This window comes from Kitasatospora sp. NPDC059795 (genome assembly GCF_042732175.1).
Taxonomy (GTDB): domain Bacteria; phylum Actinomycetota; class Actinomycetes; order Streptomycetales; family Streptomycetaceae; genus Kitasatospora.
Map to the genome: position 1 here is coordinate 212,643 of NZ_JBHWID010000007.1, position 21,358 is coordinate 234,000.

Genomic DNA, 21,358 nt, shown 5'->3' on the forward strand with positions numbered 1-21,358 from the left:
CCGTAATGTGCGTCCAGCTATTTGACTTCTTACCGTTTCCGCTGTTCCGGGAGCCCTGCCATGCCCCTCGCCGCCCGCCTGGTGTCCGAAGTCCGAAGGGCCGCGGGCGGGCTGCCGCGCCAGTTCTGGTGGTTGTGGACGTCCACGCTGGTGAACCGGCTGGGCGGATTCGTGGTCACTTTCCTGGCGCTCTATTTGACGGTCGAGCGAGGCTATTCGGCGGCCTACGCGGGCCTGGTGGCGGGCCTGTTCGGGGCGGGGTCGGCGGTCGCCGCGATCGGGGCGGGGGTGCTGACCGACCGGCTCGGGCGGCGGCCCACGCTGCTGGCGGCGCAGGTGTCGACGGCGGTGTTCACGGCGGTGCTGGCGTTCACGGACGGGCCGGTGGCAATCGCCGTGGTGGCGTTCCTGGCGGGTCTGGCGAACAACGCCTCCCGTCCGGCGGTCTCGGCGATGATCGCCGACCTGGTGCCGGCCGCGGACCGGGTGCGGGCGTACTCGCTGAACTACTGGGCGATCAACATCGGCTTCGGCGCGTCCGGCGCGGTGGCCGGTCTGATCGCGACGCACGGCTATCTGACGCTGTTCCTGCTGGACGCGCTGACCACCCTGCTGTGCGCGGTGGTGGTGTTCGCGAAGGTCCCCGAGACGCTGGCGCACGCGGAGGCGGAGGCGGCCGAGGAGCCGTCGGGCCCGCCGATCGGTCTGGGCGCGGTGTTCGGGGACGGCCGGTTCATGGCGGTGGTCGGGGTGAACCTGCTGCTGGCGCTGGTCTACCAGCAGGGCTCCACCACGCTGGCGATGGACATGGGGCGGCACGGCATCTCGTCGTCCCAGTACGGCCTGCTGGTCAGCCTCAACGGGGTGCTGATCGTGCTGCTCCAGCTGCCGCTGACCAGGCTGATGGAAGGCCGCGACCGCACCGCGCTGCTGGCGGCGGGCGCACTGCTGACCGGCTGGGGCTTCGGGCTGACGGCGGTGGCGGGTTCGTCCGTCGCGCTGTACGCGATGACGGTGGTGGTCTGGACGCTCGGCGAGATCGTCAGCACGCCGACGATGATGGCGCTGGTCGCCGAGCAGTCCCCGGCCCGGGCCCGCGGCCGCTACCAGGGCGTGTACTCGCTGTCCTGGTCGCTGGCGTCCTTCGTCGGGCCGATGGCCGGCGGCCTGCTGCTGCAGTACGGGGGCAGTTGGGCGCTGTGGGGCGGGTGCGCGGCCGCAGGGACGCTGGCGGCCGCGGCGTTCCTGCCGATCGGCCGTCACCGGCCGGTCGAGCAGGTGGCCGAGCAGGCCGCCGAGCCGGTCGCCACGGCGGTCTGACGGCCGTTCACGACCCGGCGTCGCCGCTGCCGGCCTGCCGCAGCCGCACCCAGCTGTCGTGGTCGTCGGCCAGGATCCGTTGGTACTCCTCCACCAGCTCCGCCACCTGTGCGGGGTCGGCGGGGGTGTCGCCGCACTCGGCCTTCAGCAGGTCGAGGCGGCGGCGCAGCGTGGACAGCCGTTGGACGGTCTCGGTGCGCTGGATCCACAGCGTCCGGTAGCCGAAGAACGCGGCCCAGGCGGCCAGCACCGTCACCAGTGCGCCGCAGGCCAGGGCGGTGCCGGCGAGCCGGTCGGCGAGCGGCTGGTCGACCTTGAGGCCGAGCAGCACGGTGATCAGCGCCGACAGGCTGACGGTGGCCAGTTGCAGGCTCAGGGCCCGCCGCCGGTCCCAGTCGCGACGGCGTCGGCGCTCCTTCAGTTCGCCGCCGATCTCGGTCTCCAGCCAGGCCAACTTCCGTTGTGCGGCGGCGTGTTCGTTGTCCATCGGTATCCTCCCCGGGCGGGAGGATACCGGGCTCAGCTGTCGGCGGGAGGGTTCTCGCTCGCCAGGTGGGCGAAGGCGGTGAGGTTGCGGGTGGACTCGCCGCGCTTGGTGCGCCACTCCCACTCGCGGCGGATCGCGGTGGCGAAGCCGAGTTCCAGCAGGGTGTTGAACGGTTCGTCGGCGTTCTCCAGCACGGTGCCCAGCAGCCGGTCCACGGCGTCGGCGGTCAGGGCCTCCAGCGGCAGCCGGCCCACCAGGTAGACGTCGCCGAGCCGGTCGATCGCGTACGCCACGCCGAACAGGCGGGTGTTGCGCTCCAGCAGCCAGCGGTAGACGCCCTCGTGGTTCTCGTCCGGGCGGCGGATCACGAAGGCGTTCACCGACAGGGTGTGGTCGCCGACCCGCAGCGCGCAGGCGGTGGACAGCTTGCGGGTGCCGGGCAGGGTGGCGACCAGCGTGTACGGGTCGGTGGCGGCCGGCTCCCAGGCCACACCGGCCTCGTCGAGCGCGGCACGGAGGAGGGGCAGTGCGTCGTCCTTGGCGGCCATGACCCCACGCTAACGGGCGGTGCGCCCCTGCGGGGTGTCGCCCCGGTCACGCCGTGCGGCCGGTCACGCCGTACGGCCGGTCCCGCGGTGCGGCCGGTCCCGCGGTGCGGCCGATCACGCCGTGCGGCCGGTCCCGCCGTGCGCGCGGACGAGGCGGCGTCAGAGGTGGCGCGCGCGGAAGGCCATCGCGCCTGCGTAGACCTCGGCGGTGGCGCCGGCCGCCGTCAGCCAGCCGAACGCCGCCGCGTGCCGGGCGGCGGCCGCGCCGCGGGCGCGGGCGAGCGCCGGGTCGGTGACGTAGGGCAGCAGGGCCTGCGCCCAGGCGTCCGGGTCGTGGCCGGGCACCAGGGTGCCGGTGCGGCCGTCGCGGACCGCGACCGGCAGGCCGCCGACCGCGGCGGCCACCACGGGGGTGCCGCAGGCCTGCGCCTCCAGGGCGACCAGGCCGAACGACTCGCTGTACGAGGGCATCACGAGGGCGGTCGCGGCGCGGTACCAGTCGGCGAGCTGCTGCTGGCCGACCGGGGGGCGGAACCGCACCACGTCGTTGATGCCGAGCTGGGCGGCGAGCTTGTGCAGGCTCTCGGGGCGGGCCAGGCCGGTGCCGGACGGGCCGCCGACCACCGGCACCACCAGTCGTTCGCGCAGCTCCGGGTGGCGCTCCAGCAGCCGGGCGACGGCCTTGAGCAGGACGTCCGGCGCCTTCAGGGGCTGTATGCGGCCGGCGAACAGCAGCACCGCGGCGTGCTGCGGCAGGCCGAGCCGGTGGCGGGCCGCGGCGCGGTCGCCGGGGCGGAAGACGTCGAGGTTGACGCCGGGGTGGACCACGGCGAGCTGCTCGGGGCGGGCCGCGTAGTGGTGGGCCAGCTCGGCGGCCTCCTCCGCGGTGTTGGCGATCAGCCGGTCGGCCGCGCCGACCACCTGGGTCTCGCCGATCACCCGGGCGGGCGGCTCGGGGGTGTCGCCCTCGGCGAGCGCCGCGTTCTTCACCTTCGCCATGGTGTGCATGGTGTGCACCAGCGGCACGCCCCAGCGCTCCGCCGCGAGCCAGCCGACCTGGCCGGACAGCCAATAGTGCGAGTGCACCAGGTCGTAGTAGCCGGGGCGGTGACCGGCCTCGGTGCGCAGCACGCCGTGGGTGAAGGCGCACAGCTGGGCGGGCAGGTCTTCCTTGAGCAGGCCCTCGTACGGCCCGGCCGTGACGTGCCGGACCAGCACGCCGGGGGCGAGCTGCACGGTCGGCGCGTCGTCGGAGTTGATCGCCCGGGTGAACACCTCGACCTCGATGTCGAGGTCGGCGAGGCGCTTGGCCAGCTCGACGATGTACACGTTCATGCCGCCGGCGTCGCCGGTGCCCGGCTGGTGCAGCGGCGAGGTGTGGACGCTCAGCATCGCGATCCGGCGGGGGCGGCGCGGACGCGAGGGGGCCGCCCCGCGGGGCATGCGGACGAGGTGGTCGGTCACCTGCGGAAGCCTCCCTGGGCGCTGCCCGTCGCCTGTCTCGGTGGTGCTGTCGGTGCGTCCGGGCCGTTTTCCGGCCGTTCACGCGCCGCCGCCCGCGGCCGGGAGCTGCGGGCGGATGGACGTCAAGCATCCCAACCGCGTCGTCGCGCCCGCGTATTCCCGCCCGCGTTCCGGCCCGCGTTCCGGCCGGTGTTCCGGCCCGCGTTCCCACCCGTGTTCCCGCCGGTGGACGGGGGCACCGGGACGCTGCGTACGCTTGGTGACCATGGCCGCAAGCGACATGCCGTCGTCCCGGGGCCGGTCGAGCCGGCCGGTGGGGACGATCACTCGGGGGACGACGAACACCAACCGGCTGCGGCGGATGGACCGCTGGATCGCGTACACCCTGGGTCGGGCGCTGCGGGCGGCGACGGCCCCGCCGGTCGCCGTGGACCTCGGGTACGGGGCGGCGCCGTGGACGGCGGTGGAGCTGGCGGCGCGGCTGCGGGCGGTGCGGGCGGACGTCCGGGTGGTGGGCATCGAGATCGACCCGGCGCGGGTGGCGGCGGCGCTGCCGATGGCCGATCCGCCGCTGCTGGAGTTCCGGCGCGGCGGCTTCGAGGTGCCGCTGCCCGGCGGGGCGCGGGCCCAGCTGATCCGGGCGGCGAACGTGCTGCGGCAGTACGACGAGGACCAGGTCGCCGAGGTGTGGTCGCGGCTGTGCGGGCGGCTGGCACCGGACGGGTTGCTGGTGGAGGGCACCTGCGACGAGATCGGGCGGCGGCACGTGTGGGTGGCGCTGGGCCCGGAGGGGCCGCGGACGGTGACCTTCGCGGCCCGGCTGGGGAGTCTGGAGCGGCCCTCGGACCTGGCGGAGCGGCTGCCGAAGGCGCTGATCCACCACAACGTGCCGGGGCGGCCGGTGCACACCTTCCTGCGGGACTTCGACCGGGCGTGGGCGGCGGCCGCGCCGCTGGGGGCGTTCGGGGCGCGGCAGCGCTGGGCGGCGGCGTGCGCGGCGCTGGCCGCGGACTGGCCGCTGCGGGACGGGCCGACCCGGCGGCGGCAGGGCGAGCTGACGGTGGACTGGGCGGCGCTGGCACCGCGCTGAGCGCTGCCGGGTCCGGGCCGGGCGAGACCGGGGCCAGGCTGGGCTGGGCTGGGCCGGGCTGGGCTGGGCCGGGCTGGGCTGGGCTGGGCTGGGTACGGTCTCCGCCCAAGTCCGGTCATCCGTTCGGCAGTTCACTCGAACGAGTTATCGAATACCCCTGGCGTGTTGACGCCCTGGCGCGCCACCATGGGGAGCGCCCGAATGCGCCGTCGCGCGCCCCCTGCGCGCCGGTCAGCGCCCCTGCTCAGCTACGCCCCCAGCTCGTCCCGCACCCCCGCGAACACCTCATAGGTCTCGGCGCCGAACAGCACGAAACGCACCTCGTCCAGGTCGGGGGCCGCCTCGGCCACGGTCGTCAGGGCGATCCGGGCGGCATCGTCCACCGGCCAGCCGAAGATCCCGGCCGAGATCGCCGGGAACGCCACCGTCCGCGCCCCCAGTTCCGCCGCCACCCGAAGGGATTCCCGATAACACGAGGCCAGCAGCTCCGCGCGCTGCCGGCGGTCCTCCGGTCGGAAGACCGGCCCCACCGTGTGCACCACCCAGCGCGCCGGGAGACGGCCCGCGGTGGTGGCCACCGCCCGGCCGGTCGGCAGGCCCTGGCCGTAGTGCGAGGCCCGCAACTTCCGGCAGTCGGCGAGGATCTCCGGTCCGCCCTTGCGGTGGATCGCCCCGTCCACCCCGCCGCCGCCGAGGAGCGAGCTGTTGGCGGCGTTGACGACGGCGTCCACCTCCTGCTCCGTGATGTCACCCTGCACCAGCGTGATCCGCATCACCGCTGCTCAACTCCCGTCAACTCCGGTTCTGTGGTGGCGGAAACCCTACGAAATCCGGCCACCGCACGCGTGGCAATAACCACATCGCCGCCGCTCAGGCGAAGAAATCCTCGGAGATCACGTTATGGTCGCGGGAAGCTCCCCGATGCCCGGTGCCACACGGGCACCGTGGACGGACACCGGCCGTTGGCCTGTCGGGGAAAGGAAGGACCGACCGATGCCCGCTACGGGAGACGGGCGGGCACCCGACGCGACCGACCACGCCGGGTCCGCCGAGCGCAGTCAGAGCCGACCCGGCACGCAGCAGCGGGCCGCGGCGATACCGCATCCGCGCAGCACCCCCGCGGGCGGCGGCGAGCCGGCCCGGGCCGCGGCCACGGACTTCCGGGTGCTGGTGATCGAGGGCGACGGGCCGGAGCACCGGCTGTTCGAGTCGCTGGCCGAGGAGCTCGGCGGGCACGCCGAACTGCACCGGGTGGACGGCATCCGCGCGGCGCTGGCCCTGCTGCCGCCGACGCCCGGCGCCGGGCGGCGCGGCGCCCGGTACCCCGACTTCCAGTGCGTGCTGCTCGACCTCGGCGCGCCCGGCGAACTGCCGCCCGGCGAACTGCCGCCCGGCAGCGACGGCCTGGACGCGCTGCGCGAGCTGCTGCAGCGCGCCCCGCACACCGCCGTGGTGGTCCTCACCGACACCGCGGGCACCGGACTCGGCGCGGCCGCGGTGGCCGCCGGCGCCCAGGACTTCCTGGTCCGGCAGGACACCGACGGCCCGCTGCTGGCCCGCGCGCTGCGCTACGCGGTGGAGCGCAAGCGCGCCGACGAGTCGCAGCGCCGACTGGTGGAGGCAGAGATCCGCGGCCAGGAGAACGCCCGCCTGCAGCGCCACCTGCTGCCCACCCCGCTGCTGGACGGCGCGGGCCTGTCCTTCACCCGCCGCTACCGCCCGGGTCGCCGCCGCGCCCTGCTCGGCGGCGACTTCTACGACGCCGTCCGCACCAAGGACGGCCGGGTGCACGTGGTGATCGGCGACGTCTGCGGCCACGGCCCGGACGAGGCCGCGCTCGGCGTGGCGCTGCGGATCGCCTGGCGGGCCCTGGTGTTCGCCGGGCTCAGCGGCCAGCACCTGCTGACCACCCTCCAGCACGTCCTGGAGTACGAACGGCGCAGCGACGAGATCTTCGCGACGCTCTGCATGGTGGTGCTGGACGCGCCGGGCGAGCAGGGCACGCCGGAGTCGGCGGAGCTGTTCCTGGCCGGGCACCCGGCGCCGCTGCTGCTGGGGCCGGACGCCGTTCCGGTGCTGCTGCCGTCCGAGCAGGCCGGCCCGGCGCTGGGCCTGCTGCCGTGCGACGCCGCCCTGGCCACCTGGCCGGCGCTGCGGCTGGGGCTGGCCACCGGCTGGCGGCTGCTGCTGTACACCGACGGCCTGGTCGAGGGGAAGGTCGGGGCGGGTTCGCCGCGGCTGGGCCAGGAGGGCCTGATCGAGCTGATCGCCGACCACCAGGCCGCCGGGCTGACCAGGGGCCGGCTGGTGGACTCGGCGATCGCCGAGGTCGAGGAGTTGAACGGCGGGGCGCTGACCGACGATGTCGCGGTGCTGCTGCTGGAGCGCAACCCGACGCCGGTGATCATGGGCTGACGGCCCGTCGGACATGCGGAAGGGGCGGCCCCGAACGGGACCGCCCCTTCTCGTTGTGCCCGGTGGCTCACCAGGGGCCGTACGGCCCGGGGTTGCGGCCGCGGCCGCGCCCGTCGCCGAGCAGCTTGATCGCGGGGCGGACGTCCACCACGTAGACGATCGAGGCGACCAGGCCGACCAGCACCAGCAGGCCGGTGAGCGGGTTGGCGCCGAACAGCAGGTCCGCGCCCAGCGAGAGGCCGAGCACGACCAGCCAGAACCCCTTGGTCTTCTTGTCGGCGGCCCGGTACGCGTCCTCGCGCCGGATCGCCGCGTCCACGAACGCGAACGCCTTGTAGCCGATGATCGCCGTGGCCAGCCACCAGAACGGGTTCAGGAGATCGATGTACAGGAACGGCACCTGGTGCTCCTCACTCTCTCCTCCATCCTGGCACGGACCGCGCCCGGTTCAACGGCCTTCGGCAGTGTGCCGTTCCCCGCACTCGTCACGGGAGGACCGTCACTCGGAGTCCGCGGCGTCGGCAGCGGCGGCCTTGTGCGCGCGGACGGGCTTCTTCGCGGCGGACTTCGGCGCGGCGGGCTTCGGCGCGGCCTTGGCACCGGCCGGCTTCGCCTCGACGGCGGGCTCGTCCACCAGGACCTCGGCGAGCACGACCTCCTCGACCCCGACCTCGACCTCGACCTCGGCGGCCGGGTCGGCGCCCGGACGGGCGGTGCTCGCGGCGTCCACCACGGTGCGGCCGCGGACGGCCAGTTCGTCGTAGACCTCCTTGGCCTTGACCGCGAAGTCCAGCGCCCGGCCGACCTGCTGCATCGCGAACTCCTGGGCCTTGGCCTGGAGTTCCTTGACGTCGGCGGGCAGCGCGGTGACCGCGCCGGTGACCTTGGCCTGGGCCTCGACCAGCCTGCTGCCGGCGTCCTGCAGGGCGGCGGCGGCCTTGTCCTGGGTGCCCTTGGGGTCGGCGGCGAGCGCCTCCAGCTGGCCGGGGACCTCGCGCAGCTTCTCGTAGGCGAGGTCGCCGGCGCCGGCCAGGGCGTACAGCGGGGTGGGGTCGGTGAGGGTCTTCTTGAGCTCGTCGCTGATCGGCATGTCGGTCCTCCGGTCGGGGTGCGCCCGCGTCAGGCGGGGTCGGTCGGGCGGGCGGGGTCGGTCGGGTGGGCGGCGGCGGCCGGGCGGGCGGCCTGGTTCTCCTTCAGGAAGGCCTCGTACACCGCCAGCAGGACCTGCTTCTGCCGCTCGTTGATCTGCGGGTCGGCGAGGATCGCGGCCCGCAGGCCCGGCCCCTGCTCGTCCCGCTCCTCCAGAATCCCGGCCTGTACGTACAGCGTCTCCGCCGAGATCCGCAACGCCTTGGCGATCTGCTGAAGGATCTCCGCGCTGGGCTTGCGCAGCCCGCGCTCGATCTGGCTCAGGTACGGGTTGGACACCCCGGCGACCTCGGCCAGCTGCCGCAGCGAGTACTGCGCGTTCCGCCGTTGCTCCCGGATGTACTCGCCGAGCGAGCCCACGTTCAGTGACGCCATGCCCGCAGTCTGCACCGCCCTGCTTGCAATTGCAAGCAGGTTGCTAGCGGGCGCACGCATCCGGGTGGCGCGGCCTCGCCGACGGCGCGGTTGCCACCGGGGCGGGCCGTCCGTTGCCGGGGCGGGCCGGTGTTCGGCGAAGGGACGGCGGCGGTGCGCCCGTTCGTGCCATGGTGGCGGGGCGGCCGGCCGTCGGCGCGCGGACCGGCGTGCCGGAGGGCCGGTCGCCCCTGGAAGGCACGCGGGAAGGACATGATGAAGCTTCTCCTCACCGACTCCGGCGTCACCAACGCGAGCATCCGGAACGCGCTGATCGAGCTGCTGGGCAAGCCGATCGCCGAGTCCGACGCCCTCTGCGTCCCCACCGCGGGGTACGGGGCGCCGACCGCCGACCCGGGCGGGCCGTGGCGGTTCGTCAGCGGCCGGACCGCCCACCCGATGACCGGCCTGGGGTGGAAGTCCGTCGGCCTGCTGGAGCTCACCGCGCTGCCCAGCATCGACCGGGCGCGCTGGGTCTCCTGGGTCCGGGAGGCCGACGTCCTGCTGGTCAACGGCGGTGACGCGCTGTACCTGGCCCATTGGATGAGGGAGTCCGGGCTGGCCGGGCTGCTGCCGTCGCTGCCCGACCTGGTCTACGTGGGGCTCAGCGCCGGAAGCATGGTGATGACCCCCCGTATCGGGGAGGACTTCGTGGGCTGGCGGCCGCCCGCCGGGGGCGACAGCGCGCTGGGCGTGGTGGACTTCTCGATCTTCCCGCACCTGGACCACCCGGCCTGCCCGGAGAACACCACGGCCGCCGCGGAACGGTGGGCGGCCGACATCGCGGGTCCGGCGTACGCGACGGACGACCAGACCGCCGTCAAGGTGGCCGACGGCGTCGTGGAAGTGGTCTCCGAGGGTCGCTGGAAGCGGTTCGACCCGGCATCATGAGCCGTTCGTCCGGCTGGGAGGGGTGACGGGGATGACGGACCGACCGATTCGCGCGGTGCTGTGCGACCTGGACGGGGTGCTGCGGATCTGGGGCGACCTGGCGGAGGTGGACGCGGCGCACGGCCTGCCGGCGGGCACCGTCGCGGGCGCGGCGTTCCGGGCGGAGCGGTTGCTGCCCGCCGTCACCGGGCTGGTCACCGACGAGCAGTGGCGGGCCGCAGTCGCGGACGACCTGGCCGCGGTGTGCGGCTCGGCGGAGCGGGGCCGGGCGGTGGCCGCCGCCTGGGGGCGGCAGCCGTCGTGGGTGGACCCGGAGGTGCTGGCGCTGCTCGCCGAGGCCCGGCGGAGCGTGCCGGTGCTGCTGGTCTCCAACGGCACCACCCGGCTGGAGGCGGACCTGGCGGCGCTCGGCCTGGACACCGCCGTCGACGCGGTGCTCAACACCGCCCGCCTCGGCGCGGCCAAGCCCGACGCCCGGGTCTACCTGGCGGCCGTCGAACGAGCCCAAGTCCCTCCCTCGCACTGCCTGTTCGTGGATGACAGCGCCGGCAACGTGGCCGCCGCCGAGGCCCTCGGAATGCGCGGCCACCACCACCGGGGTGCCGCCGGGCTGCGCCGGGCGCTCACCGACGGCGGACTGCTGACCACTCCGTGAAATACCCGGCGCTCCCGTCCGGGGACGTGCCAGCATCGCCCCATGACGACCTTCTCCGGGTACGACGGAACCACCCTGCACTACGAGCAACTCGGCGACGGCGCACCGCTGGTGGCGATCCCCGGCGGCCCGGGCGCGGACGCCCGCTACCTGGGCGCGCTGGGCGGCCTGGACGCGCACCGGCGGCTGATCCGCTTCGACCCGCGCGGCAGCGGCCGCTCCGCCGAGCCAACCGACCGGACGAGTTGCGCCTTCGGCTCGCAGGTGAAGGACCTGGAGGCGCTGCGCGAGCACCTCGGGCTGGACGCCTTCGACCTGCTCGGCCACTCCGCCGGCGCCCTCACCGCGCAGCGCTACGCCGCCGAATTCCCGCACCGGGTACGGTCATTGGTCCTGGTCACGCCGGTCGGCCGGGGCACCCGGGAGCCGGACGAGGCGGAGCTCGCGGTGATCCGCGCCTCCCGCGCCGACCGGTCCTGGTACCCGGACGCGGCGCGGGCGGCGGAGCTGGTGGCCGCCGGGGAGGGCGATCCGGCGGAGCTGTTGGCGCGCATCACCCCGTTCTTCTGGGGCAGTTGGGACGACCGGGCGCGCGCCGCGAGCTTCGATCCGGAACTGGTGCCGGGCGCGCCGTGGATGCGGGAGGCCTTCTACGCGAGCGCGGGCGAAGCCGTCCCGGTGGAGGCGCCCGTCCTGGTGGTGGCGGGCGAGCTGGACGGGATGATCGGCACCGCCCCGGCCCGGCTGGCCTCCGCGCTCCATCCGCGGGCCCGGCTGGAGGTGATGGCGGGCGTCGGGCACCGGCCGTGGGTCGAGGAGCCGGCCGAATTCACCCGCCTGGTAGACGAGTTCCTGGGCTGAGGAGTCAACTGCCCTTCTCTGCCCGGTGAATTACCGTGCCAAGGCGTCAACTACCCTCCACCAGGTGACGGTAGTCGGCAGCCAGCATCTCGGCCAGGTCGCGGCCGCGGACAGTGAGGCCGCTCGGGCCGAGGTGGTCGAGGGCCGGGTCGGGGCGCTCCGGCGGCGCGTCCGGCGGGCGGAGAGTGAACTCGCCCTGCCAGAAGGCGTCCAGGCACTGGTCGAGCCGGCGGTCGGAGTCGGCGGGGCGGGGCGTCGTCATGGTGTCACTCCCCCACGGCGTCGGCGGACAGGGCGAGCAGTTCGCGGAGCTGCTCGGCGGGCAGTTCGGTCAGCCACTGTTCGCCCGAACCGACCACGATGTCGGCCAACTCGCGTTTGGCCTGGACGAGTTCGGCGATCCGCTCCTCCACGGTGCCGACGCAGACCAGGCGGCGGACCTGGACCTCGCGGTGCTGGCCGATCCGGTGGGCGCGGTCGGTGGCCTGGTCCTCGGCGGCGGGGTTCCACCAGCGGTCGAGGTGGATCACCTGGTTGGCGGCGGTCAGGTTGAGTCCGGTGCCGCCGGCCTTCAGCGACAGCAGGAACACCCTTGGCCCGTCCGGGGATTGGAACCGGTCGACGAGTTCCTGCCGGCGCGGCGCGGACAGCCCGCCGTGCAGGTACAGCACCTGGGTGCCGAGGCGGCGGCGCAGGTGCGGCTGGAGCATCGCGCCGAACTCGGCGTACTGGGTGAACACCAGCGTCCGGTCGCCCTCCGCGAGGGCCTCCCGGAGCAGCGCGACCAGCCGCTCGACCTTGCCGGATCGGCCGCTCAACGGCGAGCCGTCGTGCAGCAGTTGGGCGGGGTGGTTGCAGACCTGCTTGAGCCGGCCGAGGGCCGCCAGCACCGCGCCCTTGCGCTCGACGCCGCGCACCCCGCTCAGGCGGCGCAGCAGTTCGGCGACCACCGCCTGGTAGAGCCCGGCCTGCTCGGGTGTCAGGTTGCAGCGGACGGTGAACTCCTGCTTGGCGGGCAGCTGTTCGCCGATCTCGGGGTCGCTCTTCAGGCGGCGCAGCAGGAACGGGCCGGTGAGGCGCTGGAGCCGTGCGGCGACCTCCCGGTTGCCGGACTGCTCGACCGGGACGGCGTAGCGCTCCTTGAACGACTCGGCGGTGCCGAACAGGCCGGGGTTGGCGAAGTCGAGGACGGCGTGCAGTTCGGCTAGGCGGTTCTCCACGGGCGTGCCGGTGAGCGCGATCCGGGGGCCGGAGCGCAGCGAGCGGATCGCCCGGGACTGCCGGGCCGAGCGGTTCTTGATGTGCTGGGCCTCGTCCGCGACCACTCGCCGCCAGCGGATCGCGCGCAGTGCGGCAGCGTCCCGCTGGAGCACCCCGTAGGTGGTGATCACCAGGTCGGCGGCCGGGTCGGGATCCTCCCGTTCGGGGCCGTGGTGGAGGTGGACGCGCAGGCCGGGGGCGAACCGGGCCGCCTCGCGCTGCCAGTTGCCGACCAGCGAGGTCGGGCAGACCAGCAGGACGGGGCCGCGGGCGCCGCGGGCGTGCTCCAGGGCCAGCAGGGCGAGCGTCTGCACGGTCTTGCCGAGGCCCATGTCGTCGGCCAGCACCGCGCCGAGGCCGAGCCGGCCGAGGGCGTCCAGCCAGGCCAACCCCCGCTCCTGGTACGGGCGCAGGGAACCGGTGAAGCCCGGCGGGGGTGGGGTGCGGTGGGCGCCGGGGAGGCGGCCGAGGCGGCCCGCGAGCAGGTCGCCGAGCGGGCCGTCGGCGTGTACGACGGTGACCGGCAGGCCGTCGACGACCGCGCCGTCGTCCAGGGCGAGCCGCAGCAGCGTCGCGGCGTCCAGCTGCGGGTCGTCCCTTCGAGCTGCCAGGAACCGCAGGGCGGCGGCGAGTTGGGCCGCGTCCACCTCCACCCACTGGCCGCGGAGCCGGACCAGGCCCTGCTGGGCACCCGCGAGCTCGTCCAACTCCTGTTGGGTGAGCGGCTGTTCGCCGATCGCGAGCTGCCAGCGGAAGTCCACCACGGCGTCCCGGTCGGCCTGCGCGGACCGCTTCACCGATCCCGGTGCGGGGCCGCTGTGCGCGGTGGCGGCCAGGCCGAGGCGGGGGCGGCGGCGCCACCAGGCGGGCAGCAGGACGCCGTACCCGGCGGCGGTCAGCCGCGGGGCGGTGTCGCGCAGGAACGCGAGCGCGCCGACCCGGTCCAGCTCGACGCCGGTGGGCCGGGTGCGGTGCAGGGCGGCCCGCAGCTCGGGGCAGAGTCGGGCGGCCCGGTCGAGTTCGGCGAGGTACGCCTCCACCGGATCGCCCAGACTGCGCGCCAGCGCGGCGAACCCCGGCCCGTCGGACCAGAGTTCGGCCGCCGGCAGCAGCAGCGAGGGCCGGTCCGCCGGCCCGGCCAGCACGTCCAACCGCCAGTTCTCGTCCGGGACTTCGGCATCGGGATCGTCCGGCGCGCTGCCCAGCGGCTCCGTCAACCGGAACGCGAGCCGCACGTCGCCGGTGGGCTCCGTCCCGGCGCTCCACGCCGCGAGGCGGTCCGCGACGTCGGGGTCGGGCGCAGCAGGGAGGCGAGGGTCGGCGCGGCGGAGGGCTGCCGGCCAGTCCTGCGACGCGGCGGCCGTGGGCAGCGCTTCGAGCGCGGTGCGGGTCTCGTGGTCGGTGAGCGCGTCCAGGACGGCGGCGAACAGGGCGCTGCCGGTGCGTTCCGCGCCGTCCTCGGCGCGGGCGATCGGCGGGCACCCGGCCGCGAGAGCGGCGGCCTCCCGGCCCGCCGGGCCGTCGAGCGCGGGCCGCCAGCGCGCCGCCCACCCGTCCGCCTCCTCCACCAGCGCGGGCAGCACCCGGCCCCGGCCGACCAGCCGCCACGCCAGGTCGTGCACCGCCGTCAGCCACCGCAGCGACGCCCCGTACGCCAGCTCCGCCGTCCGGCCGCCGGGCAGCTCGACGGTCGTCCCCGGCCAGTACGGATCGAACAGCTCACCCAGCAGCTGCGCCGCCTCCGCCCGCTCGAACACCAGCGCCGGCACCCGCCACGCCTGCAGCACCAGCCCCTTCGCGGTCGACCCCACCGGCAGGTCCGGCGACGGCGTCGGCCGCGAGCCCAGCGTCGGCAACCGCAGACTCACCCACCGCTCGGCCCCCCGCGAAGCGAGCCACGCCGGGCCCGCGCCGACAGCGGCGAGCAACCCCGCCACCTCGCCCGCCGAGCAGGCGTACGGATGCCGCGATCCCTGGACGGCCCGACCCGTGAACGCCCCCGCATCCTCCGCCCACACCCCGAGCCGGCCATCGGCCCGCCACAGCGCATGCAGGACGTACATGGGGAGAGAAGCCTCCGGCAACGAGAAGCGGGCAGGGCCTTCCACCCTAGGTGTTGCGAGCACCATCGGGGGCGCGTGGGGGTACCTCCCGGCCCGCCACGTCCGCAAGGTCGCGATCACGGGCAAGTCATTGTCCTGCGTCGCGATCTTGCTGTCGGATCCTTCCGCTTCGCGCAGTTCCCCGCGCCCCTGGCTGTACGCCCTGCCTACGCCACGTGGAAGACCGGACCCCGAGGTGTGAACGGCAGCATCGCGCCCCGCGGGACCAGGTACGCGTGTTCCCGGCGAGGCACCCGCAGGACGTCGCACTCGGCGTCCGTGATGATCAGCACCGGCGCCGTGGCCGGGAAGTCCGGTGCCCGTGTCAGCAGGTCGATGCCGGGTTGGAGCACCGTCCCGCCGCGGCCGTGGATGCGGACGCGGGAGGCGAGTTCGGCCACCGGCAGGTAGCCCGCGTCGTGCGGGGCGGCGTCGCAGCAGACGAGGCGGGCGGCGGGGACGTCGCGGGCGGCGGCGTAGGAGGCGATCGCGCCGAGGGCCTTGCCGAGCAGGACCCGGCTCATCGATCCGGAGGTGTCGAGCACGACCCCGAAGGTGCAGCGCGGGGTCTCCTCCGGAGGAGAGTAGCGGCCGGCGCGCGGGATGTCGGGGCTGCCCGCCTGCCGCCGGGAGGGCCTCGCGTAGGAGCGGAGGGGTTCCGGCCGGGGCACGAACTCGTCGAACCAGCGGGCGAGTCGTGCGTCCCAGGACAGTGGCGGGTGGGCGAGCGCGCGGATCTCCTCGACCAGTCCGGCCGGCAGCAGGCCGCGTTCGCGGGTGTGCAGGTCGAAGCCCTGGAGGAGCCCGCGCCGGTAGAACTCGTCGAGGTCGACGTAGCTGCCGCTGCCGGCCCGGGGCAGCGGTTCGCCGAGGATGTCGCCGAGGCCCTTGCCGCGCAGGGTGGCGAGGCGGCGCAGGCGGCGCTGGTCGCGGACGAGGCGGTCGTAGACCTCTTCCGCGGAGAGGCCTTTCAGCGCGGGGTCGTGGAGCAGTCCTTCGGGCATGTCGCCGACGCCCATCTCCAGCAGCCAGCCGTTGATGACGTAGTCGGCGGCGACGTTGAAGAGGTAGGGGTCGCGTCCGCCGGTGCGGTCGCCGTGGCGGAGGGCGGCGTGCAGCATCTCGTGGGCGAGGATGAAGCGCCATTCCTCGTCGGTGTGGCGGCGCAGCGGGTTGAGGTAGATCTCGCCGGCTTCGGCGTTGACGGCGGCGATGGCGATCCCGTGGGCGCGGGCGAGTTCGGCGTCGGCAACCAGGGTGAGGCCGGCGGCGAGGCCGCCGAGCAGGGGGTAGTGGGAGACGAACCAGCTGAGTGCTCGTTCCCAGGGGCGTTGCGGGCGGCGGGGGCCGTCGAGGTGTTCGCGGCGGCCGGCCGCCAGGTCCATCGCGGCGGAGACGGTGCGGGTGAGGGCGTGGGCGAAGGCGAGGGTCCAGTCCTCGGGGTCGTCCGCGCCCCACCAGGAGTGCAGGAGTTGGTCGGGTGCGTCGCCGGCGGTGCCGCAGGCGCGGTATTCGGCGGGGACGCCGTCGCGGCGCCAGCGGGCGGCGAGGGTCTCTTCGTCGCCGCCGGGCCAGACGACGGGCAGGTCGTCGGGGGCGCGGCCGATGTGGAAGGTGGCGAGGAAGCGGTTGACGACGGTGCAGCGGGCGGCGAGGTCGGCCGCGTCGGGCTGGGTGCGGGGGCCGTTGGCGGCGGGGAGGTGGCCGAAGCCGAGGTGGAGCAGGGCGTGGGCGAGGGCCCAGGCCCATTCCTCGGGTTCGGCGCGGCGGGTGCGGTGGGCGTGCAGGGTGCCGTTGGAGGTGACGACCACCCAGCCGGTGGTGGGGTGCAGGGAGCAGTGGTCCTGCTCGATGGTGCACAGTTCGGCGGGGACGGCGGCGAGTGCGGGGTTGGCCAGGGCTTTGGCGAGTCCGGCGGCGAACGCGGCCTTGGCCGGGTCCTTTTCGGGCGTGTCGGCGGGGCGGCGGCGGGTGCTCACCGGCGGGCCTCGACGAGTCGGGGCAGGTCGCGGGCGGCTTCGATGAGGAACCAGGCCGGCAGCACGGGGTTGCCGTCGGGGCCGTCGGCGATCACGATCTGGGCGACTTCGACGGAGATCTCGGCGAGTTGGACCAGCAGCGACTTGGAGCGGTAGGCGTGCTGCCGGACGGTCGGCGAGGCGTGTTCCTTGCGGGCGGGCAGTTCCTTGACGAGGCGGCCGCGGAAGCTGTCGGCGAGGTAGTAGAGCAGGTCGCGGTCCTCGACCCGGTGCGGCCAGGAGGCGTCGCCCTTGAGGATGGCCTCCAGCCCGTACGCGTTGCGGACGATCTTGACGTAGCCGCAGAAGGCGACGGCGTGCGCGGGGGTGAGCAGGCCGTGCGCGAGGACCTTGAGGGTGCCCTCGTCGAGGTCGGTGCCGAAGGAGTGCAGCGCGTCGGAGAGCATGTGCCAGGCGCGCGGGGTGGAGAACGGTTCCTCGGTCTTGGGCGGGGCGGACCACAGGTGGTCGGGCCGGTCGGTGAGGTGGTCGGTGATCCACGGGTGGACGCCGTGCCCGGCGGCCCAGCCGAGCCAGTCGTCGGCGCTGGCCCGCAGGTGGACGTGGACCAGGCGGTTGAGCAGCGCGGACGGCATCGGGCGGGCGAGTGCGCCGTCGGTGGCGCGGTTTCCGGCGCCGATCACGATGGAGCCGGCCGGGAGCTCGTAGTTGCCGATGCGGCGGTCCAGGATCAGCGAGTAGAAGGCCTTCTGGACGTCCGGGGTGGCGGCGTTGAGCTCGTCCAGGAACAGGCAGTAGGGCTGGTCGCGGGCGATGGTCTCGGGCGGGCAGAACCGGGAGCGGCCCTCGGGGGTGATCTGCGGGACGCCGATCAGGTCCTCGGGGGCGAGCTGGGTGCCGAGCAGCGAGACGCATTCCAGGCCGAGCGAGTCGGCGAACTGGTTGACCAGCGAGGACTTGCCGATGCCGGGCGCTCCCCACAGGAACACCGGCCGCACGGTGGCGAGTCCGAGCAGCAGCTCGGGGACCTGGGACGGCGACACGGTGACGGCTGACTGCACGAGTCTCCTCGGGAAGCGGTTGGGGGTTCGGCGGTCAGTGTGAACCGCCGGATCGGCCCGGCGCACCCGGTTTTCCGGCCGCCGCACGGGCCGTCCACAGGCTGGGGACAACCGACCGACCCAGACTTTGGACAACTTTCAACATCATGGTTGAAAGTTGAACCAGACCGATGTACGGTGAAGCCACGAACAAGTTGAAGCCTCAACAACACGGCTTCGACCCTCACAAGGAGAGAAGCCATGGGCATCTTCAACCGCAGCAAGAACACCACCGCCACCGTCGCCCCGGCCGCCGCCGTCCAGGGCCCGGACCTCGCCCACCTGACCGGCGACTACACCATCGACGCCACGCACTCGAAGATCGGCTTCGCGGTCCGCCACGCGATGGTCACCAACGTCCGCGGCGAGTTCACCGAGTACGAGGGCAAGCTGCACCTGGACGGCGCCAACCCGGCCGCCTCCACCGCCGAGCTGGTCATCAAGGTCGCCTCGATCCACACCAACCAGGCCCAGCGCGACGAGCACCTGCGCACCGGCGACTTCTTCGAGGCCGAGACCTTCCCGGAGATCACCTTCAAGTCGACCTCCGCCGAGCAGATCAACGGCGACACCTACCGTCTGCACGGCGACCTGACCATCAAGGCCACCACCCGCCCGGTCGTCCTCGACCTGGAGTTCACCGGCGCGGCCACCGACGTGTACGGCGCGAACCGGGTCGGCTTCGAGGGCGGCGCCACCGTCGACCGCACCTCCTGGGGCCTGACCTACAACGCCGCGCTGGAGACCGGCGGCGTGCTGATCGGCGAGAAGGTCAAGCTGGCCCTCGACATCTCCGCCGTGCGAGCCTCCTGAGACCGCCTGCCCCGGCCGCCCCGCGGCCCCCGGTACCGCCCCCGGCGTCCCCCTCGGCGGGGGCGCCGCCGTTTCTCAGGTCAACAGTGCGGCGTCCTCGGCCGGCAGCCAGCTCCCCGGCGGACGCGTCAACCAGCGGTCCTCGGCGGCGAGTTCGGCCGACGCCTCGCGCAGCGCGGCCAGCGCGGGGTGACGCAGCTCGGGCCGGTGCACCAGGCCGACCAGGCTGAGCGGCACCGGGTCGACCAGCGGCCGGGCGATCCCGCCCGGGATGTCCGGCCCGTCCGTGGTGGTGAGGATCGGGCTGCCGTGCCGGGTCAGATAGCGGGCGAACTCGGCGGCGCCGACCGGCGGGGTGCGGCCGGGCGCGGCGGCCAGGCCGTGTTCGGCGAGCAGCCGCAGACCGAGGTCGGTCCACTCGGCGGTGTCGGGCTGCCCCGCGAACACGTCCACCGGATGCCCGTCCAACGCGGCCAGCGGCACGGCCGGCAGCGCCGCCAGCGGGTGCCCGAACGGCAGGAACACCGCCATCCGCTCCAGCCGCACCGGCGTGTGCACCAGCCGGGCCCGCACGGCGCTCGGCAGCCCCGCGTACCGCCCGAACGAGACGTCCAGCCGGTGCGTCGCCAACTCCCTTGCGGCAGCAGTGAGTCCACCCAGGTAGCGGGCCAGCAGCTCGGCGTCCGGAAGGCGACGGCGGGCGGCGGCGAGCACCCGTTCGGCGGTCAGTTCGCGGTCGCCGCCCGGACTGTTGACGTCCACCAGCAGCACCCGGGTCCCGCCGAGCGCGGTGATCTCGCGTTGGATCTCCAGCAGGTGGCGGGCCTTCGGCAGCAGCGCCGCGCCCGTTTCGGTCAACTCGACGCTGCGGGTGGAACGTTGGAACAGCGCACAGCCGAGTTCCCGCTCCAGCGCCCGGACGTCCCGACTGACGGCCTGCTGGGCCAGGTGCAGGCGTTCGGCGGCGCGGCCGAAGTGAAGGGTCTCGGCGACGGCGGCGAAGCTGCGCAGCAGGCGGGGGTGGACGTCGTGGGGCACGGCCGGAGATTAACAACAGGATCCGGTCAATCGGGCGGAATAAGTGTTGGACCACGCACCGTCCCCGGCCCGAGGGTGGGGAACCGTCCCCCTCCTCCCTCTCCTGCCGGAGTTGTGCGTTGTCCATGCCGTTCGCCCGCTACCGCCCGGTGTTCGCCGCGCCGGGCGCCCTCACGTTCACCCTGGCCGGACTGCTCGGGCGGCTAGCCCTGGCGATGTACGGCGTCTCGATCGTGGTGCTGATCGCCGACCGCCGCGGCTCGTACGCACTGGCCGGCGCGGTCTCGGCGGTCGGAGTACTCGCCGGGGCGGCGCTGATGCCGCTGCTCGGGCGACTGGTCGACCGGCTCGGGCAGGCCAGGGTCGCCGTTCCCGCCGTTCTCGCGACCGCGCTGCCGACGGGTGCGCTGCTGATGTGCGTCCGCTCCGGCGCGCCCGACTGGACGCTGTTCCTGTGCTGGGCGCTGTCCGGCACCAGCCCCAACCTGGGCGGCATGGCCCAAGCCCGCTGGGCACACCTGCACCGGAACGACACCGCCGCGCTGCACCGGGCGAACGCGCTCGAACAGTCCCTGGACGAGCTGTGCTTCATGGCCGGACCGGTCCTCGGCATGGTCCTCTGCACGACGCTCGCCCCCGAGGCCGGACTGCTCGCCGCCTGGACCCTGGGCACCGTCGGCACCCTGCTGTTCGCCGCCCAGCGCGGCACCGAGCCCCCACTCCCCGAACCCGCCCAACTCGCTTCCACCGGACGGTGGTTGATCGCCACCCGGGGCTTCCCGGCACTGCTCGCCGCATTCCTCGCGGCCGGCGTGCTGTTCGGCTCGCAGGAGGTCACCACCCTCGCCTACACCGACGCACTCGGCCGACAGGCCGCGGGCGGCGTGCTGCTGGCGCTGGTCGCGGCCGGGTCCTGCGCCTCGGGTCTGGCGTTCGGCGCGATCCGGCCACGCCGCCCGGCCGCGGTCCGACTCGCGTTCGGCGCGGGCGCGATGACCCTGCTGATGCTCCTCCCGCTCGCCGCCGGCCGGGCCGGCGCAGGCGTGGTGGTGCTCGGCGCGGCACTGCTGGCCGCCGGCTCGGGCACCGCACCGACCATGATCAGCGGCATGACGCTGGTGCAGGAGCTCCTCCCCGCGCACCGCATGAACGAGGCCATGGCACTGGCCGTCTCCGCGATCCTGGTCGGCATCTCCACCGGCGCGACCCTCGGCGGCACCCTCGTCCAACACACCACCCCCGGCACCGGCTACGTCCTCCCCGCCACCGCCGCCACCCTCGCCCTACTCACCACCCTCCCCGCCGCCCTCCGCACCCGCACCCACACCCGCACCCGCACCCGCACCCGCTGACGCCCAAGCCCCCGCCGCCACGCACACAGCAGCGCGGCCACGCCTCGGGGCGAAGCAGCCGGGCGGGCTGGCGGGCTGGCGGGCTGGCGGGCTGGCGGGCTGGCGGGCTGGCGGGCTGGCGGGCTGGCGGGCTGGCGGGCTGGCGGGCTGGCGGGCAACGATCGGCCACGCTTCAAGCGAGCCCGCAGCAGGCAGCCTGGTTTCACGGCGAGCGTGCAGCAAAGCACGCGAGCTGGCGGACAACGAGCAACCACGCCTCAGGTCAGGGCGCAGCGGGCAGGCGCACAGCACCGCCGATCGCCCGCCACCGCCCACGCAAACCCGGGCCCGGACCCGGACGGAACGACCGACCGGTCGAACACCGGCCACGCTTCAAGCAAGCCCACAGCAGACGAACGCGCAGCGAACCAGCCGCGCAGC

Annotated in this window: 20 protein-coding genes; 8 read left to right on the top strand and 12 right to left on the bottom strand. The window is 74.5% G+C overall.

Annotation, left to right across the window (positions count from 1 at the left end):
* Window positions 1-60: 60 nt before the first annotated feature.
* Window positions 61-1,320: an MDR family MFS transporter gene (locus ACFV4P_RS16975; protein WP_380471779.1), complete on the top strand. Its 1,260-nt coding sequence runs from the start codon at window positions 61-63 to the stop codon at window positions 1,318-1,320.
* A 7-nt stretch (window positions 1,321-1,327) separates the two neighbouring features.
* On the opposite strand, the gene ACFV4P_RS16980 is transcribed toward ACFV4P_RS16975, so the two are convergent.
* The 3 genes from ACFV4P_RS16980 to mshA all read right to left on the bottom strand — a co-directional run bounded on the left by ACFV4P_RS16980 (window position 1,328) and on the right by mshA (window position 3,798).
* The gene (locus ACFV4P_RS16980; RefSeq protein ID WP_380471781.1) at window positions 1,328-1,807 is read right to left on the bottom strand and encodes a DUF4231 domain-containing protein; all 480 of its coding nucleotides are present in this window, start codon (window positions 1,805-1,807) and stop codon (window positions 1,328-1,330) included.
* 32 nt (window positions 1,808-1,839) lie between these two features.
* Window positions 1,840-2,355, bottom strand: a complete 516-nt coding sequence (locus tag ACFV4P_RS16985) for a YbjN domain-containing protein (protein ID WP_380471783.1) — start codon at window positions 2,353-2,355, stop codon at window positions 1,840-1,842.
* Window positions 2,356-2,514: 159 nt separating this feature from the next.
* The gene (mshA, locus tag ACFV4P_RS16990) at window positions 2,515-3,798 is read right to left on the bottom strand and encodes a D-inositol-3-phosphate glycosyltransferase (RefSeq protein WP_380472056.1); all 1,284 of its coding nucleotides are present in this window, start codon (window positions 3,796-3,798) and stop codon (window positions 2,515-2,517) included.
* Window positions 3,799-4,084: 286 nt separating this feature from the next.
* Here mshA and ACFV4P_RS16995 point away from each other — a divergent pair, with 286 nt between their 5' ends.
* Window positions 4,085-4,909 (top strand): class I SAM-dependent methyltransferase, encoded by an 825-nt coding sequence (locus ACFV4P_RS16995; RefSeq protein WP_380471785.1) that lies wholly within the window; start codon window positions 4,085-4,087, stop codon window positions 4,907-4,909.
* Between the two features lie 248 nt (window positions 4,910-5,157).
* On the opposite strand, the gene ACFV4P_RS17000 is transcribed toward ACFV4P_RS16995, so the two are convergent.
* Window positions 5,158-5,685 (bottom strand): O-acetyl-ADP-ribose deacetylase, encoded by a 528-nt coding sequence (locus ACFV4P_RS17000; RefSeq protein WP_380471788.1) that lies wholly within the window; start codon window positions 5,683-5,685, stop codon window positions 5,158-5,160.
* Window positions 5,686-5,902: 217 nt separating this feature from the next.
* Here ACFV4P_RS17000 and ACFV4P_RS17005 point away from each other — a divergent pair, with 217 nt between their 5' ends.
* Complete coding sequence (locus ACFV4P_RS17005; RefSeq protein WP_380471790.1) at window positions 5,903-7,324, top strand: PP2C family protein-serine/threonine phosphatase; 1,422 nt, start codon at window positions 5,903-5,905, stop codon at window positions 7,322-7,324.
* Between the two features lie 67 nt (window positions 7,325-7,391).
* On the opposite strand, the gene ACFV4P_RS17010 is transcribed toward ACFV4P_RS17005, so the two are convergent.
* The 3 genes from ACFV4P_RS17010 to ACFV4P_RS17020 form a co-directional block, all read right to left on the bottom strand.
* The gene (locus ACFV4P_RS17010; RefSeq protein ID WP_241844202.1) at window positions 7,392-7,724 is read right to left on the bottom strand and encodes a DUF2516 family protein; all 333 of its coding nucleotides are present in this window, start codon (window positions 7,722-7,724) and stop codon (window positions 7,392-7,394) included.
* Between the two features lie 99 nt (window positions 7,725-7,823).
* Window positions 7,824-8,414: a hypothetical protein gene (locus ACFV4P_RS17015; protein WP_380471792.1), complete on the bottom strand. Its 591-nt coding sequence runs from the start codon at window positions 8,412-8,414 to the stop codon at window positions 7,824-7,826.
* 29 nt (window positions 8,415-8,443) lie between these two features.
* Window positions 8,444-8,848, bottom strand: a complete 405-nt coding sequence (locus tag ACFV4P_RS17020; protein ID WP_380471794.1) for a helix-turn-helix domain-containing protein — start codon at window positions 8,846-8,848, stop codon at window positions 8,444-8,446.
* A 255-nt stretch (window positions 8,849-9,103) separates the two neighbouring features.
* Here ACFV4P_RS17020 and ACFV4P_RS17025 point away from each other — a divergent pair, with 255 nt between their 5' ends.
* Genes ACFV4P_RS17025 through ACFV4P_RS17035 form a run of 3 tightly spaced genes read left to right on the top strand, consistent with a single transcriptional unit; the run spans window position 9,104 to window position 11,294 of the window.
* Window positions 9,104-9,778 (top strand): Type 1 glutamine amidotransferase-like domain-containing protein, encoded by a 675-nt coding sequence (locus tag ACFV4P_RS17025; RefSeq protein ID WP_380472058.1) that lies wholly within the window; start codon window positions 9,104-9,106, stop codon window positions 9,776-9,778.
* A 31-nt stretch (window positions 9,779-9,809) separates the two neighbouring features.
* Entirely contained in the window at window positions 9,810-10,433 is a 624-nt protein-coding gene (locus ACFV4P_RS17030; RefSeq protein ID WP_380471797.1) for an HAD-IA family hydrolase, read from the top strand.
* 42 nt (window positions 10,434-10,475) lie between these two features.
* A complete protein-coding gene (locus ACFV4P_RS17035; RefSeq protein WP_380471799.1) occupies window positions 10,476-11,294 on the top strand; it encodes an alpha/beta fold hydrolase in 819 nt (272 codons plus the stop codon).
* Window positions 11,295-11,340: 46 nt separating this feature from the next.
* Here the strand turns inward: ACFV4P_RS17035 and ACFV4P_RS17040 are convergent, their stop codons facing one another.
* The 4 genes from ACFV4P_RS17040 to ACFV4P_RS17055 all read right to left on the bottom strand — a co-directional run bounded on the left by ACFV4P_RS17040 (window position 11,341) and on the right by ACFV4P_RS17055 (window position 17,696).
* A complete protein-coding gene (locus tag ACFV4P_RS17040; RefSeq protein ID WP_380471801.1) occupies window positions 11,341-11,556 on the bottom strand; it encodes a hypothetical protein in 216 nt (71 codons plus the stop codon).
* Window positions 11,557-11,560: 4 nt separating this feature from the next.
* Window positions 11,561-14,617, bottom strand: coding sequence for a DEAD/DEAH box helicase (locus tag ACFV4P_RS17045; RefSeq protein ID WP_380471803.1), 3,057 nt, complete (start codon window positions 14,615-14,617; stop codon window positions 11,561-11,563).
* Between the two features lie 206 nt (window positions 14,618-14,823).
* Window positions 14,824-16,635 (bottom strand): hypothetical protein, encoded by a 1,812-nt coding sequence (locus ACFV4P_RS17050; protein WP_380471805.1) that lies wholly within the window; start codon window positions 16,633-16,635, stop codon window positions 14,824-14,826.
* Window positions 16,632-17,696, bottom strand: coding sequence for an ATP-binding protein (locus tag ACFV4P_RS17055; protein WP_380471807.1), 1,065 nt, complete (start codon window positions 17,694-17,696; stop codon window positions 16,632-16,634). Before ACFV4P_RS17055 ends, ACFV4P_RS17050 begins: the two co-directional genes overlap by 4 nt.
* 240 nt (window positions 17,697-17,936) lie before the next feature.
* Between ACFV4P_RS17055 and ACFV4P_RS17060 the strand changes: the two genes are divergently transcribed.
* Window positions 17,937-18,548: a YceI family protein gene (locus ACFV4P_RS17060; protein ID WP_380471809.1), complete on the top strand. Its 612-nt coding sequence runs from the start codon at window positions 17,937-17,939 to the stop codon at window positions 18,546-18,548.
* 75 nt (window positions 18,549-18,623) lie between these two features.
* Here ACFV4P_RS17060 and ACFV4P_RS17065 read toward each other — a convergent pair whose 3' ends face one another.
* On the bottom strand, window positions 18,624-19,586 hold the full coding sequence (locus ACFV4P_RS17065) for a LysR family transcriptional regulator (protein WP_380471811.1): 963 nt from the start codon (window positions 19,584-19,586) through the stop codon (window positions 18,624-18,626).
* A 125-nt stretch (window positions 19,587-19,711) separates the two neighbouring features.
* Between ACFV4P_RS17065 and ACFV4P_RS17070 the strand changes: the two genes are divergently transcribed.
* Window positions 19,712-20,938, top strand: a complete 1,227-nt coding sequence (locus ACFV4P_RS17070) for an MFS transporter (RefSeq protein ID WP_380472060.1) — start codon at window positions 19,712-19,714, stop codon at window positions 20,936-20,938.
* Window positions 20,939-21,358: the final 420 nt, after the last annotated feature.

Excerpts from the sequence above, each read along its gene's own strand:
- ACFV4P_RS16975 (WP_380471779.1), top strand. The coding sequence starts at position 61 with ATGCCCCTCGCCGCCCGCCTGGTGTCCGAAGTCCGAAGGGCCGCGGGC.
- ACFV4P_RS16980 (WP_380471781.1), bottom strand. The coding sequence starts at position 1,807 with ATGGACAACGAACACGCCGCCGCACAACGGAAGTTGGCCTGGCTGGAG.
- ACFV4P_RS16985 (WP_380471783.1), bottom strand. The coding sequence starts at position 2,355 with ATGGCCGCCAAGGACGACGCACTGCCCCTCCTCCGTGCCGCGCTCGAC.
- mshA (WP_380472056.1), bottom strand. The coding sequence starts at position 3,798 with ATGCCCCGCGGGGCGGCCCCCTCGCGTCCGCGCCGCCCCCGCCGGATC.
- ACFV4P_RS16995 (WP_380471785.1), top strand. The coding sequence starts at position 4,085 with ATGGCCGCAAGCGACATGCCGTCGTCCCGGGGCCGGTCGAGCCGGCCG.
- ACFV4P_RS17005 (WP_380471790.1), top strand. The coding sequence starts at position 5,903 with ATGCCCGCTACGGGAGACGGGCGGGCACCCGACGCGACCGACCACGCC.
- ACFV4P_RS17015 (WP_380471792.1), bottom strand. The coding sequence starts at position 8,414 with ATGCCGATCAGCGACGAGCTCAAGAAGACCCTCACCGACCCCACCCCG.
- ACFV4P_RS17020 (WP_380471794.1), bottom strand. The coding sequence starts at position 8,848 with ATGGCGTCACTGAACGTGGGCTCGCTCGGCGAGTACATCCGGGAGCAA.
- ACFV4P_RS17025 (WP_380472058.1), top strand. The coding sequence starts at position 9,104 with ATGAAGCTTCTCCTCACCGACTCCGGCGTCACCAACGCGAGCATCCGG.
- ACFV4P_RS17030 (WP_380471797.1), top strand. The coding sequence starts at position 9,810 with ATGACGGACCGACCGATTCGCGCGGTGCTGTGCGACCTGGACGGGGTG.
- ACFV4P_RS17035 (WP_380471799.1), top strand. The coding sequence starts at position 10,476 with ATGACGACCTTCTCCGGGTACGACGGAACCACCCTGCACTACGAGCAA.
- ACFV4P_RS17040 (WP_380471801.1), bottom strand. The coding sequence starts at position 11,556 with ATGACGACGCCCCGCCCCGCCGACTCCGACCGCCGGCTCGACCAGTGC.
- ACFV4P_RS17045 (WP_380471803.1), bottom strand. The coding sequence starts at position 14,617 with ATGTACGTCCTGCATGCGCTGTGGCGGGCCGATGGCCGGCTCGGGGTG.
- ACFV4P_RS17060 (WP_380471809.1), top strand. The coding sequence starts at position 17,937 with ATGGGCATCTTCAACCGCAGCAAGAACACCACCGCCACCGTCGCCCCG.
- ACFV4P_RS17070 (WP_380472060.1), top strand. The coding sequence starts at position 19,712 with ATGCCGTTCGCCCGCTACCGCCCGGTGTTCGCCGCGCCGGGCGCCCTC.